The 16,057-nt window shown below is 62.9% G+C and carries 17 protein-coding genes; 13 read left to right on the plus strand and 4 right to left on the minus strand.

The annotated features are described in order from the left end of the window. Positions 1-145 precede the first annotated feature (145 nt). From pufA (THIMADRAFT_RS05440) to THIMADRAFT_RS05450, 3 genes are all read right to left on the minus strand, one after another. Entirely contained in the window at positions 146-388 is a 243-nt protein-coding gene (gene pufA / locus THIMADRAFT_RS05440) for a light-harvesting antenna LH1, alpha subunit (RefSeq protein ID WP_007191977.1), read from the minus strand. 33 nt (positions 389-421) lie between these two features. Next, entirely contained in the window at positions 422-565 is a 144-nt protein-coding gene (gene pufB, locus THIMADRAFT_RS05445; protein WP_007191978.1) for a light-harvesting antenna LH1, beta subunit, read from the minus strand. Positions 566-813: 248 nt separating this feature from the next. Further along, complete coding sequence (locus tag THIMADRAFT_RS05450; protein ID WP_007191979.1) at positions 814-2,718, minus strand: FAD-dependent oxidoreductase; 1,905 nt, start codon at positions 2,716-2,718, stop codon at positions 814-816. A 312-nt stretch (positions 2,719-3,030) separates the two neighbouring features. Between THIMADRAFT_RS05450 and crtY the strand changes: the two genes are divergently transcribed. Both crtY and THIMADRAFT_RS05460 read left to right on the plus strand, forming a co-directional pair. After that, positions 3,031-4,203, plus strand: coding sequence for a lycopene beta-cyclase CrtY (gene crtY, locus THIMADRAFT_RS05455; RefSeq protein WP_007191980.1), 1,173 nt, complete (start codon positions 3,031-3,033; stop codon positions 4,201-4,203). 168 nt (positions 4,204-4,371) lie between these two features. After that, positions 4,372-4,962: a hypothetical protein gene (locus THIMADRAFT_RS05460; protein ID WP_007191981.1), complete on the plus strand. Its 591-nt coding sequence runs from the start codon at positions 4,372-4,374 to the stop codon at positions 4,960-4,962. Positions 4,963-5,105: 143 nt separating this feature from the next. On the opposite strand, the gene THIMADRAFT_RS28715 is transcribed toward THIMADRAFT_RS05460, so the two are convergent. Then, positions 5,106-5,594 carry a hypothetical protein gene (locus tag THIMADRAFT_RS28715; RefSeq protein WP_007191982.1) on the minus strand — a complete coding sequence of 163 codons (489 nt, stop codon included), beginning with the start codon at positions 5,592-5,594 and terminating at the stop codon, positions 5,106-5,108. A gap of 89 nt (positions 5,595-5,683) precedes the next feature. Between THIMADRAFT_RS28715 and THIMADRAFT_RS05470 the strand changes: the two genes are divergently transcribed. From THIMADRAFT_RS05470 to pufC, 11 genes are all read left to right on the plus strand, one after another. Then, positions 5,684-6,550, plus strand: coding sequence for a polyprenyl synthetase family protein (locus THIMADRAFT_RS05470; RefSeq protein ID WP_007191983.1), 867 nt, complete (start codon positions 5,684-5,686; stop codon positions 6,548-6,550). Between the two features lie 160 nt (positions 6,551-6,710). Further along, on the plus strand, positions 6,711-6,905 hold the full coding sequence (locus THIMADRAFT_RS05475) for a hypothetical protein (protein WP_139052701.1): 195 nt from the start codon (positions 6,711-6,713) through the stop codon (positions 6,903-6,905). A gap of 95 nt (positions 6,906-7,000) precedes the next feature. Continuing rightward, positions 7,001-7,954, plus strand: coding sequence for a chlorophyll synthesis pathway protein BchC (bchC, locus tag THIMADRAFT_RS05480; protein ID WP_007191985.1), 954 nt, complete (start codon positions 7,001-7,003; stop codon positions 7,952-7,954). After that, a complete protein-coding gene (locus THIMADRAFT_RS05485) occupies positions 7,951-8,949 on the plus strand; it encodes a chlorophyllide a reductase iron protein subunit X (RefSeq protein ID WP_007191986.1) in 999 nt (332 codons plus the stop codon). The genes bchC and THIMADRAFT_RS05485 overlap by 4 nt, the downstream gene beginning before the upstream one ends. Continuing rightward, positions 8,942-10,438, plus strand: coding sequence for a chlorophyllide a reductase subunit Y (bchY, locus tag THIMADRAFT_RS05490; protein ID WP_007191987.1), 1,497 nt, complete (start codon positions 8,942-8,944; stop codon positions 10,436-10,438). The genes THIMADRAFT_RS05485 and bchY overlap by 8 nt, the downstream gene beginning before the upstream one ends. A 25-nt stretch (positions 10,439-10,463) precedes the next feature. Next, on the plus strand, positions 10,464-11,903 hold the full coding sequence (gene bchZ, locus THIMADRAFT_RS05495; protein ID WP_007191988.1) for a chlorophyllide a reductase subunit Z: 1,440 nt from the start codon (positions 10,464-10,466) through the stop codon (positions 11,901-11,903). A 618-nt stretch (positions 11,904-12,521) separates the two neighbouring features. Further along, a complete protein-coding gene (gene pufB, locus THIMADRAFT_RS05500) occupies positions 12,522-12,665 on the plus strand; it encodes a light-harvesting antenna LH1, beta subunit (protein WP_007191989.1) in 144 nt (47 codons plus the stop codon). A gap of 80 nt (positions 12,666-12,745) precedes the next feature. Then, complete coding sequence (gene pufA, locus THIMADRAFT_RS05505) at positions 12,746-12,958, plus strand: light-harvesting antenna LH1, alpha subunit (RefSeq protein ID WP_007191990.1); 213 nt, start codon at positions 12,746-12,748, stop codon at positions 12,956-12,958. 115 nt (positions 12,959-13,073) lie between these two features. Beyond that, complete coding sequence (pufL, locus tag THIMADRAFT_RS05510; protein ID WP_007191991.1) at positions 13,074-13,910, plus strand: photosynthetic reaction center subunit L; 837 nt, start codon at positions 13,074-13,076, stop codon at positions 13,908-13,910. 16 nt (positions 13,911-13,926) lie between these two features. Next, the gene (pufM, locus tag THIMADRAFT_RS05515) at positions 13,927-14,898 is read left to right on the plus strand and encodes a photosynthetic reaction center subunit M (RefSeq protein ID WP_007191992.1); all 972 of its coding nucleotides are present in this window, start codon (positions 13,927-13,929) and stop codon (positions 14,896-14,898) included. Then, the gene (gene pufC, locus THIMADRAFT_RS05520) at positions 14,895-15,977 is read left to right on the plus strand and encodes a photosynthetic reaction center cytochrome PufC (RefSeq protein ID WP_007191993.1); all 1,083 of its coding nucleotides are present in this window, start codon (positions 14,895-14,897) and stop codon (positions 15,975-15,977) included. The genes pufM and pufC overlap by 4 nt, the downstream gene beginning before the upstream one ends. Positions 15,978-16,057: the final 80 nt, after the last annotated feature.

Here is a 16,057-nt window from a genome sequence, read left to right on the forward strand (position 1 = left end):
GTGTATGGCCTCATTGAAGCAAGGCACTGAACACCTTTGCGTTCTTTGCGCCTTTGCGTTTTAACTGCTCTTTTTAGGTTTAAAGCCACTAACCGCGGCGCCCTCGTTGCGAGGGCTGGACCGCGGTCAGCAATGCGTCTGGTGCTTATTCGGCCTGCGGTGCAGGCGCGACGACCGCGACTGGCGCAGCAACTCGCACGGAATCCTTGAAGCCGTAGCCCGGCAGGCTCAGCGCATAGGAGTGGACCATCCACATCTGAATGAACAGGATGAAGAAGAACGGGACCATCCAAACGGCCGGGTTGATTACGGTCCAGATCTTCCAGTCTTCTTCTGGATGATCAGGCTTCGCAATGGATGGGTCGGCCATCAAGTAAGGAACTTGCATGCAGTATCTCCTTGTCGAGTTTGGGCTAGCGAGTTAGAACCAGGGCTGATAGACCCAAGTCACCACATGAACGACGGTGGCGATAGAGACCCAACTCCATACGCCATGCTTCCAGTGCTCATGAAACTCTTTTGCTTGCTCGTCGCTCAGGCCCGAGAGATTCTTGGCTTCGGCCATCGGAAACGCTCCTGTATAAGGTCGTGGTTCAGGTGCTGTCCGGCACATCTCTGCGCCGTGTTTCATGTGTGGAAGAGTCGATGCCCGCCCCGATACAGTTGCTGGTGTTTCCTCAATCCACGGTTGTCATTCTAACCTGACATCTCTGTGTGTCAAGGTCGATTTACATAAGTTTTTAGTGGTTTTCGTCAACTCAACTTGACTGGAAGCGCCGGCCCGCGGTTTACGGCCGCGAGCCAGGCGATGACCTAGAGCGCGAGTGGTCCTTTGGGGTCGACGGTCGGGATCGGATTCTCGCGCAGCCCTTCGGCGACGAGAACCTGATTGGCTGCCATACGGCCGGTCATGGTCGCCGCCTCCATCAGGTTGGCCGGCACCTCGAGCCGCAGGTAGTCGCCGGCGAGGAACAGATTGTCGATGGGTGTCTGCACGCCTGGGCGCCCTGCATAGTCGCCAGGCGCCCAGCGCGGGAAGTTCTCCTGCATCGTGTAGATGTCGTAGACGATCTTGGCGTCCTTGAGGGCCGGGATCAGCTCGTCGAGCTCAGCGCGCATGATGCGCTTGATCTCGGCCTCGTCGATGACGTTCTCCGGCTCGACCGCATAGGCATGCAGCTCGATGATCGAACCCGTATGACGACGCGCCCAGTCTTCCGATTCGGGCTGCATTTGAGAGTAGATCGCGATCGAGTCGGTGTAGCGCCAGCCGCTGACGGTATAGAAGGGAACCGCCATCGGCGGGCATTCGCCGTCAAGCCAGAGTCGCCAGACGATGTAGGGATCGGCGACGCCGAGGCGCTCAACGCTGCTCACCAGCTCGGGGCTTGAGAGCTCGGACTGGGCGATGATGGCTTTGACACCGGGCACATCGCAGGCCAGCACCACATAGTCCGCCGCCAGCTCGATGTTCGATTGCTCGGGGCGAGCGCTGAGCTTGACCTGCCCGTCGGGCATGGGAGTGGCGTCGAGCTCGACCAGCGGGACGATGGTTGGCCCAGTGGTGGGAACGCCGTTGCTGTCGTACTTGGCGCCATGGCATGGGCAGGCGAAGCCGCCCGTGGCGGCATCGAGGCCGACCGGGCAGCCCATGTGGGTGCAACGCCCGGAGACCCCCTGGATCTCGCCCTGCGGGTCGCGCTTGGCATAGTAGAGATCGGGGCCGTTCCAGAACGGGGTCCATTCCGTGCCGATGGCGGCGGCATTGATGCTGTGCTCAGCGCCGAGGATGGCACCGGGACGCTTGAGGATGATCTTGCTGATGCGTCCATCATGCGCGACCAAGCGATCGACCTCCGCCCCGGTGGTGACGCGGACACCAAGCTCGGTGAGGGCGTTGGTCAATGGGGTGATCACCGAGGTCATGGCATCGTCGATGGTTTGGTCGTAGCCCATGCCATCGGGATTGCCGAGGAAGAAGAAATGGAAAAACTTGATGCCCTCGGCGGTCGAGTAGCGATGAAACTGGTTGAAGGAGGTGTGCGCGAAGGGCTCGATGATGGTGTCGACCATCGGCTTGTTGACGCGTTCGCAGAAGGTCTTGAAGTCGAGGTCATCGAGGCGCGCGAAGGTCTTCTCCGGATCGTAGCGCATCACCTCGTAGAGCCGGCCGGTTGGGTTATTGAAGTCGAGCAGTGAGACCGACTTGGCTTGATCGACGACGGCGAAGAGGTTGAATGGGAACAGGGTCGTCGTGTTGGTGAAGCTCTCGGTGCCTTTGGCCGGGTCTTTGAAAATCACCGGGTAATCCAAGACCGGCTTGAAGTTGTCGCGCAGGCCGTTCTCGGCGAGTAGCCCATTGAGGTTGTAGTACTGATTGAAGAAGCCATGAAAGCCGTGCTCCGTGGCCATGGTCTCGCCGTTCACGTCGACATCCCAGCCCGTGAGCCGCCCACCAAGGTTGCTGGAGCGCTCGACCAGGGTGACGTCGAAGCCGCGCTTGGCGAGCTCATAGCTCGCGGCAATGCCGGCGAGTCCGCCGCCGACCACCACCACCCGCTTGCGTGTGCTCGGGCTCAGTGGGAGCGCTGCATTATCGTCGGAGGCAAAGGGCAGGGTAGAGCGCCGCGGCTGGATGGCGTACAAGCCAGCGGTGCCGAGCGCGGTGCCGGCGACGGTGATGAGCCCTACATTTCGAATGAAGTGGCGACGGTGCATGGTGTTCTCCGGAACGATGAAGCGGTATGCGGGATAGGGTCTCGATGCCGCTGCCGCCATGCGCCGCAGGCAGGCATGATCCGAACCCGGCCAGGATGAGAGGGGTGTGAGGAGGATTGCATCGAAGGCTATCGAAAGCTCAAGCAGGGGTCGCAGACGGTCATCAAGCAACCATCGGCGCAGGCTTGCGGGCGCTACGAGTCTGTTGCGAAGGTGATAGTATACGCCCCCCTGAGCACTGAGCCCAGTACGGACTGAGCTAGCGACCTGTGTCCCCCGTTCCCTCCGCCCTAGAACCCTGAGATCATAGCCATGACCACCCAGGAACAACCGTGGGCCGACGCCGATTATCTGCTTGTCGGCGGTGGCCTTCAGAATGCACTCATCTTGATGGCTCTCGCCCGGCGGCGGCCAGATGCATCGATCATCTTGCTCGAGCGCGAAGCCGAAATCGGCGGCAACCATATCTGGTCCTTCCAAGCCCGCGATCTGCCGGAGTCGGCCTTCGATTGGGCCGCTCCCCTGATCGAGTATGAGTGGCCGGGCTATCAGCTTTTCTTCAAGGAGTCCTCGCGGTGGGTCAAGGGGGCTTATCGATCGCTGACCTCCGATCATCTCGATCGGGTCGTGCGTGCTGTCGCAGACACGTCATCGCGGATTGAGCTGCGGTTTGAAGTCGAGGTGCGCCGGGTGCAGGCCGAGGCGGTCGAGCTTGCCGATGGCTCGCGGTTACGCGGGCGAGTGGTGATCGATGCGCGTGGGCCGGAGCAAGGCGGTCACAGCCCGGGCGGGGGTTATCAGAAGTTCGTTGGTCTCGAATGTCGCCTCAGCCGTCCCGCGCCGACGGCGGTGCCGATCTTGATGGACTCGCGCTGTCGGCAGCGCGATGGCTTTCGCTTCTTCTATATCCTGCCCTTCGCTGCGGATCGGGTGCTGATCGAGGATACTTATTTCTCCAATTGCCCGGATCTGGATGTCGATGCCATCAAAGCGTCCATTTTGGCCGAAGCGCCTGATTTAGGCTTAGAGGTCGACGCGGTCTTGCGCACCGAGGTCGGCGTCTTGCCGATGCCGGCACTCAGCACCTTGCATCCTAAGTCCCGCGGGCCGATCGTGGCGGGCTATGCCGGGGGTTGGTATAATCCGAGCACGGGCTATTCATTGGCGGCGGCCTCGCGCTTAGCCGAGCATCTGTCGAAAACGCCCTTCGACGACCTCTTTGGTCGTGATTGGCGTCGCTTGACGCGCGACCTGCGCTTCCAGTCGATCTTCCTTGCCGCGCTGAATCTGCTGATGTTCCGCTGGTTCCATGACGATAAGCGGCGGCGCTTGATGGAGCGCTTCTATTTGCTGCCAGACGCGGTTATCCACCGGTTCTTCGCGATGGAAACGACCTTGGTCGATTGGTGGCGGATCATGTACGTCGGTGCCCCTTGGACACCGAAGGGCTGGGGGCGCCGTGCGCGGACCCCGGAACAGCCCTAATCATTCCTCTAAACCGCGCCAGCTCCGACAGTCGTCGGAGCTGGCGCGGCCGATCCACTCCAACAAATGACGCATACCGCACCGGGCGCGGTTTAGTAAGTGTTTACTGCACGACTGCGCGCAGCAGTTGTTGTGCGGTCCTACAACCATCACGAGAGAGTGTCTGTCATGCCAGAATCCGCGGCCGATTGTCGGCCCATTCCATTCGTCTTGGTCTTCGTCATTGCCGCACTGGCGATCTTGCTCGGCGTCTACGCGGTGCCCGAGTCCTTCAGCCTGGCCGTTTTTGACGCTCAAGCGATCACCAAGGCGGCCATCTATCTGGGCGCGACCATGCTGATGATGTGCTATGTCGATGCCTTTCGCTCGCGGTGTTTGCGTGGCTTCGTCACCATCGCCTTGGTTTTGCTTGCGCTTGGCTGCGCGATCCCTTTCTTCGGCAGCGAGCGCGCGCTATGGGGACCTCTCCAGCATGGGGCCATCAACAGCCTCTATCTACTTGTGGGGCTGCTGGCGTTCCTGCATTTTTCTCTGCATACCATGCCCCGTGCCTGGCGGCAGAGCCTGACGCCAAGGCGCTCCGACTGGATCGGCGCAGCGCTCGTGCTTGGTGTTGCCTTGTATCGCGATTATGACCCGAGCTTAAGGGTGGCAGAGAACCTCATCGGACTCGGGGCGACTGGGATCGCCATTTTGGTGGGGGCGTTGTTGTGTACCCTGTTGATGCGCCATCGTGCACGGGGGCTCGCGCTGGCCTAGTGCTGCAGAGTGGAAATCCGGCCTCGATCATCCCTTCGCCCACATCGGCCACCAAATGCGTCGTCAGGCCATCCTGGCCTGACAGAATCAGAGCTGGAAGCCCTGACTACGCAGGGACCGCAAGCAGTTGGACCGGACGATGATCAAGGCCGGAAATCCTGATACCGTTTATGCCGTTTGCGCGGTAACATGATGTCCATGCTCGCCATCCGTTGTGTCGGCCTGTTCGTCGTGGCCCACTGTGTTGCTGCGCCCATTGACCTGACCAACAAACCCCGCCGCCGTCTCGAAGCCATCGTGCGCCAGCACGCGCGCCGCAGAGCCTCGTGGCGCGGGCCCGGATCATTCTGCTCGGCGCTGCCGGCGCGGGTGTGCGGGAAACCGCCGAGCAGCTCGGCCTCGGGCGTGCCGCCGTCCAGCGTTGGCGGGCACGCTGGAGGGCCACCGCGTGGCTGATCCATCACAAGCTGATGCAGGCGACCATCCTTCGCGCCGGCGAAATCGCCAATCGCCTCGCTGATACGCTCCTCGTCGGCGTAGAGGTCGAAGCGCTCATGCTCGCTCCAAGCGTGGCGTGCTAAGATCTCGAACGGTTCGAGCGTCAGGATGATGGCCTCTATTCGGATTTGCATTTGACGCCGTTGGCGTCCGTGTCTATTGTACGTGACACTGCGAAGTGTCAACTAAAATTTACAGATCGGCGGCGACCGGGGGAGCGGCGATGGATCCAACCACGCGAATCGAGCAAGCATTGGCAGCGGCCTTGGAGTCGGTGACGACGTCGTCCTGTCCGCCCCGGCTTGCAGAGGCGGTTCGCCATGCCGTTTTCCCGGGCGGTGCGCGCGTGCGACCGAGGCTCTGCTTGGCCGTCGCTGCGGCGTGCGGCAGCCGCGATGTCGAGGCGGCGGATGCGGCGGGCGCCTCCATCGAGCTGCTGCACTGCGCGTCTCTGGTCCATGACGATCTGCCCTGTTTCGACGACTCCCCATTGCGCAGGGGTTTGCCCTCGGTCCATCGGGCCTACGGCGAGCCGCTGGCCGTGCTGGCCGGCGATGCGCTCATTGTCCTCGCCTTCGAAAATTTGGCCCGCGTCCTCGGCAACAACCCCGAGCGTTTGGCGCCCCTTCTGATGACCGTCAGCCGGGCCGTCGGGATGCCGACCGGCATCGTCGCCGGGCAGGCCTGGGAGTGCGAGCCCAAGGTGTCAGTTGCAGATTATCACCGGGCGAAGACAGGCGCGCTCTTTGCCGCTGCAACCGCCGCCGGCGCACAAGTGGCCGGCGCCGATGCCGATGCCTGGCGGGTGGTCGGCGACAAGATCGGCGAAGCCTATCAGGTCGCCGATGATCTGCGCGACGTTGCCGCCAGCGCGCAAGAGGTCGGCAAGCCGGTCGGGCGCGATGCAGTGCTGAATCGCCCGAGCGCTGCCGGCGAGCTCGGCGTGGACGGTGCGGTTGCGCTGCTTCGCGGTCTGGTCAAGGGCGCCATCGATGCGATCCCGCCATGTCCGGGGTCCGCGCAGCTTGCCGAGGTCCTGATGTCCGAGTCGCGCCACATCATGCCGAAGGGTCTTGCCGATCGCGCTTAAACCGCGCCCAGTGCGATATGCGTAGTGTGTTGGTTTGGCTTGGCCGCGCCGGCTTCGACGACTGCCGGAGCTGGCGCGGTTTAAACGAATCAAAAGATTATAATTGAAATCGCGTCTCACCGAGATCGAGGATATCCCCAAAGCCAAACACAAAGTGAAAATGACCCCATTTCGCTCGATTTGCCTGCTGCGCGCAGCGGTCAGTTTGCGTCTGGTCGCCATGGGCGGCGGGCGTCCGCGTACCCCCTTGGAGATCGAGAACATGCTGAGGCTCAACGTCTTCGATCCGGTGCGTATAGTGCCGACCGCGCGGCCGAGTCTGACGCGTCTGTTGGCCGCGACACGGATGGCGTGAGGTTCGTTCGATGGAAAAGTCCGGCAGCTTCTGCCTGACGCAGTTGAGTTGGGTTAAACTCGAACGCCTTTGATTGCCATTGTCAGGGTCGAACATTGAACCTCGATACCCTCGCCGTCGTTCTCGATCAGCCTGAATCCCTCGCGCTCAAACCGCTGACGCTCACCCCGCCTGGCGACGCGGATGTCATGGTCGCGATTGAATGGAGCGGAATCAGCACGGGCACCGAGCGTCTGCTCTGGTCCGGGCGCATGCCGAGCTTTCCCGGCATGGGCTATCCCTTGGTGCCCGGCTACGAGTCGGTCGGTCGCGTGACCTGGGCCGGCGATCGGTCGGGTCTCGAGGTCGGCCAGCGCGTCTTCGTGCCCGGCGCGCGTTGCTACAACGAGGCGCGCGGTCTGTTCGGCGGAGCGGCCTCTCGGATCGTGCTCCCCGGCGCGCGTGCCGTGCCGGTCAGCGATGCGCTCGGGGAGGAGGCCGTGCTGCTCGCGCTCGCGGCGACCGCCTACCACGCGATCGGTGGGCTCGGTGCAGGCCCCGTCGACCTCGTCATCGGCCATGGTGTGCTGGGGCGGCTGGTAGCGCGGATCGCTGCACTCATCGAAGGCGCTCGCCCCACGGTCTGGGAAACCAATCCGGAACGTGCGCGAGGCGCCGAAGGTCACGGCTACCAGGTCGTCGCGCCGGATCAAGACCACCGCACCGACTATCGGCGCATCTGCGACGTCAGCGGCGACTCGGGGATCCTCGACACCCTCATCGCTCGGATGGCCCCGGGAGGCGAGGTCATCCTGGCTGGGTTCTACAGTCAACCCCTGTCCTTCTCGTTCCCGCCGGCCTTCATGCGCGAGACGCGCATCCAGGTGGCCGCCGAATGGCGTCCGCCGGATATCGTCGCGGTCAAACAGCTCGTCGATTCGGGACGTCTGTCGCTCGACGGGCTGATCACCCATCGCGAGCCCGCAAGCCGAGCCGATGCGGCCTATCGCACCGCCTTCGGCGACCCCAACTGTCTGAAAATGATCCTGGATTGGAGATCGATCTCGTGAGTGTACCCGTTAACAGTCCCGCATTGGCGCCCGGGCGCCAATCGACCAAGGAACCGGTTGCCGCACCCTCGATCGCCACGCCCTCCATCAAGGAGACCCAGATCATCGCGATCTACGGCAAGGGCGGCATCGGCAAGAGCTTCACGCTGGCCAACCTCTCCTACATGATGGCGCAGCAGGGCAAGAAGGTTCTGCTGATCGGCTGCGACCCCAAAAGCGACACCACGACCCTGCTGTTCGGCGGGCGCGCCTGTCCCACCATCCTGGGGACCTCGGGCGAGAAGAAGCGGGCCGGCGACAAGGTCAGCATCGGCGATGTCTGCTTCAAGCGCGACGGTGTCTTTGCGATGGAGCTGGGCGGTCCGGACGTGGGCCGGGGCTGCGGCGGTCGCGGCATCATCCACGGCTTCGAGCTGCTCGAAGGCATGGGTTTCCATGAGTGGGACTTCGACTATGTCCTGCTCGACTTCCTCGGCGACGTGGTCTGCGGCGGCTTCGGTCTGCCGATCGCACGCGACCTCTGCCAGAAGGTGATCGTGGTCGGATCAAACGACCTGCAGTCGCTGTATGTCGCCAACAACGTCTGCTCGGCGGTCGAGTATTTCCGTGGGCTGGGCGGCAACGTCGGTGTGGCGGGCATGGTGATCAACAAGGACGACGGTACCGGCGAGGCACAGGCCTTTGCCAAGGCTGTCGAGATCCCGATCCTGGCCACCATTCCGGCGCACGACGAGATCCGGCGCAAGAGTGCCAATTACGAGATCATCGGACGCCCCGGCGATCGCTGGGGTCCGCTGTTCGAAGAGCTGGCGACCAATGTCGCGCTGGCCCCGCCGATCCACCCCAAGCCGCTCGATCAAGACGGGCTCCTGGGGCTCTTCACGGGCGACGTGGTCGGCCGGCATGTGGTGCTCGAGCCGGCGCGGCCCGAGGACATGTGCAGTGCCGAGACCTTCAAGAAACCTTCGCTCGAGGTGATCTACGACGATGTCTGAGCCATCCGAGCGCGAAGGGCCGATCGGGGATCGCTCGGCCGGAGCGGGGGAGGGCGGCGGCTGTCACGGCGGCGCCGAGACCTTGCACGCCGCCGCGGCCGCAGCGGGAAACCGCGAGCTCTTGGAGCGCTACGCGGCGGATTATCCGAAGGGTCCGCACGATCAACCCCAGACCATGTGCCCCGCGTTCGGTGCCCTGCGGGTCGGGCTGCGCATGCGGCGCACGGCCATGGTGCTCGCCGGCTCGGGCTGTTGTGTCTACGGTCTGACCTTTACCTCGCATTTCTACGGCGCGCGTCGCTCGGTCGGCTATGTGCCCTTCGACTCGGAGACCCTGGTCTCGGGCGCGCTTTTCGAGGACGTGCGCGAGGCGGTGCTCAAGCTCGCCGACCCGGATCACTACGACACCGTGGTGGTGATCAACCTCTGCGTGCCGACCGCCTCCGGCGTGCCGCTGCGCCTCTTGCCCAAAGAGCTCAACGGTGTGCGCATCCTCGGGATCGACGTGCCCGGGTTCGGGGTGCCGACCCATGCGGAGGCGAAGGATGTGCTCGCCGGTGCCATGCTGCAGTATGCGCGTACCGAGGCCGAGCAAGGCCCGGTGCAGGCACCGCGCGGCGGGCGCAGCGAGCGACCGACCGTCACCCTGCTCGGGGAGATGTTTCCGGCCGATCCGGTCGGGATCGGGATGATGCTCGAGCCCATGGGGCTGGCGCCCGGTCCGGTGGTGCCGACCCGCGAGTGGCGCGAGCTCTACGGGGCACTCGATTGTCGGGTCGCCGCGGCCATCCATCCGCAATATGCGGCGAGCGCGCGCGAGCTCGGTCTGGCGGGTCGTCCGGTCGTGGGCTCCGCGCCGGTCGGGTGCGAGGGGACTGCGAGCTGGCTCGATGCGATCGGAGCGGCCTGCGGAATCGCGCAGGACAAGGTCGATCTCGCCAAGAACAAGATCCTGCCGGCCATTGCCGGTGCCCTGTCGGGCAGCCCGATCAAGGGCCGGGTGACGGTCTCCGGTTACGAGGGCTCCGAGCTGCTGGTCGCGCGTCTGCTGATCGAATCCGGCGCGGACGTGCCCTATGTCGGTACGGCCTGCGGGCGCACGCCCTGGTCCGAAACGGATCTCGCCTGGCTGGAGTCGCGCGGTGTGCCGGTTCAGTTCCGAGCGTCTCTGGAGCAGGATCTCGCGGCGGTGAAGGCGCTGGAGCCGGATCTCGCGATCGGGACCACGCCGGTCGTGCAGGCGGCGAAGGAGATGAGTATCCCCGCGCTCTATTTCACGAATCTCATCTCGGCGCGTCCGCTGATGGGGCCCGCGGGTGCCGGCTCTCTGGCGCAGGTCATCAATACGGCGCTGGCCAATCGGCATCGTTTCACGGCCATGCGCGGTTTCTTCGAGGGCGTCGGCGCGGGCGAGACCTGCGGAATCTGGGATCAGCCGCCCGTGTCGGTCGCCGCGCCCACCCCATCCCCAGTCGTCAAGCCACTTTGAGTCCGGTTACGAGGACGTCTTACCCATGTTGATCAACGACCTCGATCGCGCCGGCGGTTACTGGGGCTCCGTCTACGTCTTCGCGGCCATCAAGGGTCTGCAGGTCATTATCGACGGGCCGGTCGGCTGCGAGAACCTTCCGGTGACCGCCGTGCTGCACTATACGGACGGATTGCCGCCGCATGAGCTTCCGGTCGTCGTGACCGGTCTGGGCGAGGAAGAGCTGGGCCAGAAGGGGACCGAGGAGGCGATGCGTCGCGCCTATGCCACCCTGGATCCGAAGCGTCCCGCCGTCGTGGTCACCGGCTCGATCGCCGAGATGATCGGCGGCGGCGTGACGCCCGAAGGGACCAATATCCATCGTTTCCTGCCGCGCACCATCGACGAAGATCAGTGGCAGAGTGCGAATCGCGCCATGTACTGGCTGTGGAGTCAGTACGGCCTGAAGAAGGGCGGGATGCCGAAGGCCAAGCCGCGCAAGCCCGGCGAGCCCCCGCGCGTCAACATCATCGGACCCATGTACGGGACCTTCAACACCCCGTCTGATCTCGCCGAGATCAGACGGTTGGTGGAAGGCATCGGGGCGACGGTCAATCAGGTCTTCCCGCTCGGGAGTCATCTGGATCGGGTGCCGGAGCTGGTGAATGCAGAGGTCAACATCTGCATGTATCGCGAGTTCGGGCGCAGCCTCTGCGAGGCGCTCGAGCGGCCCTTTCTCCAAGCCCCGATCGGCCTGCACAGCACGACCAAGTTCCTGCGGACCCTCGGCGAGCTGCTCGAGCTGGATCCCGAACCCTTCATCGAGCAGGAAAAACACACGACCATCAAGCCGATCTGGGATCTCTGGCGATCCGTGACACAGGATTTCTTCGGCACGGCCAGTTTCGGCGTCGTGGCCACGGACACCTATGCGCGCGGCCTGCGCCATTTCCTCGAAGACGAGCTTGGTCTGCCGTGTCATTTCACCTTCTCACGCAAGGCCGGCATCAAGCCGGACAATGACGCCGTGCGCGAGGCGGTGCATAAGAAGACGCCTCTGATCGTCTTCGGCAGCTACAACGAGCGGATGTATTTGTCCGAGATCGGTGCCCGCGCGACCTATATCCCGGCGTCGTTCCCGGGGACCGTGATTCGTCGGCACACGGGGACGCCCTTTATGGGCTACTCGGGGGCGACCTACATCGTCCAAGAGGTGTGCAACGCACTCTTCGATGCCCTCTTCAACATCATTCCGCTCGGAACCGATCTCGACAAGGTCGATGCCACGCCGGCCCGGCTGCATCGCGAGCTGCCTTGGGACGAGGACGCACTCGCCGCGTTCGACCGGATTGTCGAGGCCCAGCCAGTCTTGGTGCGGATTTCGGCCGCCAAACGCCTGCGCGATGCCGCCGAGCGGGCCTCGCGCAATGCGGCCGACGACCGCGTGGGTCTCGAGCGCGTGCTCGAGGCGCAGCGCTCGGTCTAGTCGCCGACCCTCCAAGTCGGCTCAAGCCGCCGTGCCCGCATTCGAGCGGGCAGGTAGCGGTGCGTTCACCCGATTCCCTTCACCGCTCGTGGGATCGGCAGGCGCCAGCCTGCCGACCTTTCCGCCTGGGTTCTCCACGCGGTTCCTACGTCGAACGTGCGACCAGGGGACCGGTCCTGTCCGGCGAGTTGTCCGCGCGCAGCTGGGATGAAAAGAGGTGTAAATGTAGATTGACATCTACGTCAGTCAAGCTAGACTGACACCTAAATCCAGCCACCCCGCAAGGCTTTCGTGCCGCACCCGTGAGACCCGACCTAAACAATCCGCGATTCGACGCATCGAACGTTACGCCGTTTGCGTCGCTCAGAACATCCTTTGAGGTCGAGGTCCACGGGCAAGGTGCGCTGCGGGGCGAAGCCGGGTCTTTTTCGTCGGTCGGGGGCTTCGCCTCGCTCGGCATAGGTTGTCCGTCCCCGATTGAGGGGCGGTGGAATCGAGAGCCTGCCCGGACAATCCGGTTGGCTTCTCCGTCGCGGTCCGTTGCTCCGCGACGAAACCCCCGCCGCACGGGGTCGGTGCGGCGTCACTTAGGTTCATCTCCTACTGGAGGATCGATCAATGGCTGAAAACACCAGCATGTCCGGCGTGACCGAAGAAGAAGCGAAAGAGTTCCACGGGATCTTCGTGCAGAGCATGACCACCTTCTTCGGAATCGTGATCGTTGCGCACATCCTGGCATGGCTGTGGCGCCCCTGGCTGTAACGGCAACCCATTCAGCGCTGGCGCCCGAGGGTGCCGGTCGCAAGATGATCTAACTCGTACTGATTCGAGGAGAAATGAATATGATCTCGACCGAAAGCTTGTGGAAAATCTGGCTGATCATGAATCCACGTCCCATCCTGATCGCCCTGTTTGGGTTCCTGCTCGTCTTGGCCCTAGGCATTCACCTGGTCCTGCTCAGCACTGCAGACTTCAATTGGCTCGAAGACGGCATCCCGGCCAAGTCGGCGGTCAGCCAGATGCAAGTGACGCCGGTTGTGCCGCAAAGGCAATAGCGTCCTTTTCGGGGGTGGCAGGGGAGGCGTGGCTCATTAGCCAGACCCCACCTACCGCCGACAGTGCTAAGAGGAGGCAGCCGGATCGGATGCCTCCCCAGCAGAGGATTTTACGATGGCCATGCTCAGTTTTGAGAAAAAATACCGCGTCCGTGGCGGGACGCTGATAGGGGGCGACCTATTCGACTTCTGGGTGGGGCCGTTTTACGTCGGCTTCTTCGGGGTCGCTACGCTCTTCTTCGCCATTTTAGGTACGCTCTTGATCGTCTGGGGCGCCACCCTGGGTCCAAATCCCGAGCTTCAGACATTCAACATCTGGCAGATCAACATCGCTCCGCCCGATCTCAGCTATGGGCTCGGAATGGCCCCGCTCGATCAAGGCGGGCTCTGGCAGTTCATTACAGTCTGCGCGATCGGGGCCTTTGTCTCTTGGGCGCTTCGCGAAGTGGAAATCGCTCGTAAGCTCGGTATCGGCTTCCACGTCCCCTTCGCATTCGCCTTCGCCATTGGTGCCTACATCACCTTGGTCGTGATTCGCCCGATCCTGATGGGCGCATGGGGTCATGGTTTCCCCTACGGGATTCTGAGCCATTTAGACTGGGTTTCGAATGTCGGGTACCAGTACCTGCACTTCCATTACAACCCAGCCCATATGCTCGCAATCACTTTCTTCTTCACCACGACTCTGGCGTTGGCGATGCACGGATCGCTCATCCTGTCGGTGACGAATCCCGCGAAAAGCGAGCCCGTCAAGACCGGCGAGCATGAGAACACCTTCTTTCGCGATCTGATCGGTTACTCCGTCGGCGCACTCGGCATCCATCGCTTGGGCCTCTTCTTGGCGCTCGCGGCGGTGTTTTTCAGCGCTGTTTGTATCGTGATCAGCGGACCCTTCTGGACGCGCGGCTGGCCGGAATGGTGGAGCTGGTGGCTTGAGCTTCCGCTCTGGTAGGGTCTAGGAGACAACAATGGCTGAATATCAGAACATTTTTACAAGCGTGCAGGTGCGCTCTCCGGCTTACCCCGGAACGCCCATGCCGAAAGGCAATCTGCCGCGTATCGGCACGCCGATCTTTTCCTACTGGGCGGGCAAGATCGGCGACGCTCAGATCGGTCCCATCTACCTCGGATTCACCGGTGTTGCATCCTTGCTCTTTGGCTTTATCGCCATTGAGATCATCGGCTTCAACATGGCAGCTTCCGTGAACTGGAGCCCGATCGAGTTCGTCAAGAACTTCTTCTGGTTGGCGCTCGAGCCGCCGCCACCCTCGTACGGCCTCAGTATCCCTCCTTTGGGTGATGGTGGCTGGTGGTTGATCGCCGGGTTCTTTCTGACCACGTCGATCATCCTTTGGTGGATCCGGACCTATAAGCGTGCTGCGGATCTGGGTTTGAGTCAGTGGCTGTCGTGGGCGTTTGCAGCGGCGATCTTCTTCTATCTGAGCTTGGGCTTCATTCGCCCGGTGTTGATGGGAAGCTGGGCCGAGGCGGTGCCTTTCGGTATCTTCCCTCACCTTGATTGGACGGCGGCCTTCTCGATTCGGTACGGGAACCTCTATTACAACCCGTTCCACATGCTCTCGATCGCCTTCCTGTATGGCTCGGCCCTGCTGTTTGCCATGCACGGTGCGACCATCCTCGCCGTCAGCCGGTTCGGTGGCGACCGCGAGATCGACCAGATCACCGATCGCGGTACGGCGGCGGAGCGCGCAGCACTCTTCTGGCGCTGGACGATGGGCTTCAACGCAACGATGGAATCCATTCATCGCTGGGCCTGGTGGTTCGCGGTCTTGACCGTCATTACAGCGGGCATCGGGATTCTCCTGACCGGCACCGTCGTCGACAACTGGTATCTGTGGGCAGTGAAGCATGGTGTCGCTCCAGTCTATCCGCTTGACGGCGCTGTGGATCCGACGTTGTTGCAGGGGGTTTCGCAATGAAGATGACTCATTACACGTCGATCCCGCTGGCTGCTGTTGTTGCTTCGGTTTTCGTGTCCGGCTGTGAAGCGCCGCCTCCCGAAACCGTGCAGCTGGGTTACCGCGGTCTTGCGATGGAGCATGTCCAAAACCCGGGCGATCTGGCACGCAACTATAAGGCGAACCAGCCTCCCGAGGTGATTCCGGCGGCACCGCCTGGCGGACCGAAGGTCTCCGAGGTCTATGAGAACGTCCAGGTCCTGAGTGACCTCACGGTTGCGGATTTCACGCGTTTGATGGTAGCCGTAACCACGTGGGTCGCTCCGGAGCAGGGTTGCAACTATTGCCATGTGCCCGGCAACTGGGCGTCGGACGACATCTATACGAAGGTCGTATCGCGTAAGATGTTCCAGATGACGCAGCAGGCCAATTCGGCATGGAAGGACCATGTCGCGGATACGGGCGTGACCTGCTACACCTGCCATCGCGGCAAGCCGGTCCCCGAGTATGTCTGGACGACCGATCCGGGTCCGGATCTGCCCTCCGGCGTGTCCCCGACGGGCCAGAACATCGCCTCGTCGACGGTCGCCTATGCGTCGTTGCCGTTCGATCCCTTCACCCCGTTCCTCGATCAGGCCAACGAGATCCGCGTGATCGGCGATTCTGCTCTGCCGAGCGGCAACTTGACTTCGATCAAGCAAGCGGAGTGGACCTATGGGTTGATGATGCAGATGTCCGACGCGCTCGGCGTGAACTGCACCTTCTGCCACAACAGTCGGTCCTTCTTTGCCTGGGACCAGAGCACCCCGCAGCGCACGACCGCTTGGTACGCGATCCGGCATGTGCGTGAGATCAACCAGGAATACATCTGGCCGTTGAACGAGGTATTGCCCGAGACGCGGAAGGGTCCGCTGGGCGACCCCTACCGGGTGAGCTGCGTGACCTGCCATCAGGGCGCGTACAAGCCGCTTTACGGTGCTCAGATGCTCAAGGACTACCCCGCACTTGCAGGTCCGACCCTGATTGCGGCACCCGAGGAAGCGGCTCCGGTCGAGCCCGCGGCAGAAGCAGCGCCCGCGGAGGGGCCGAAGCAGTTGTGAGCAAGTCGGCCGGCTCGGCTGGCCGGAAAGGCAAGGAGGCCAAGAGGCAGCGCCTGATTCCGGTCCGGCGCATAGCGGGT

Origin of the sequence: Thiocapsa marina 5811 (assembly GCF_000223985.1) — a bacterium.
GTDB classification, from domain to species: domain Bacteria; phylum Pseudomonadota; class Gammaproteobacteria; order Chromatiales; family Chromatiaceae; genus Thiocapsa; species Thiocapsa marina.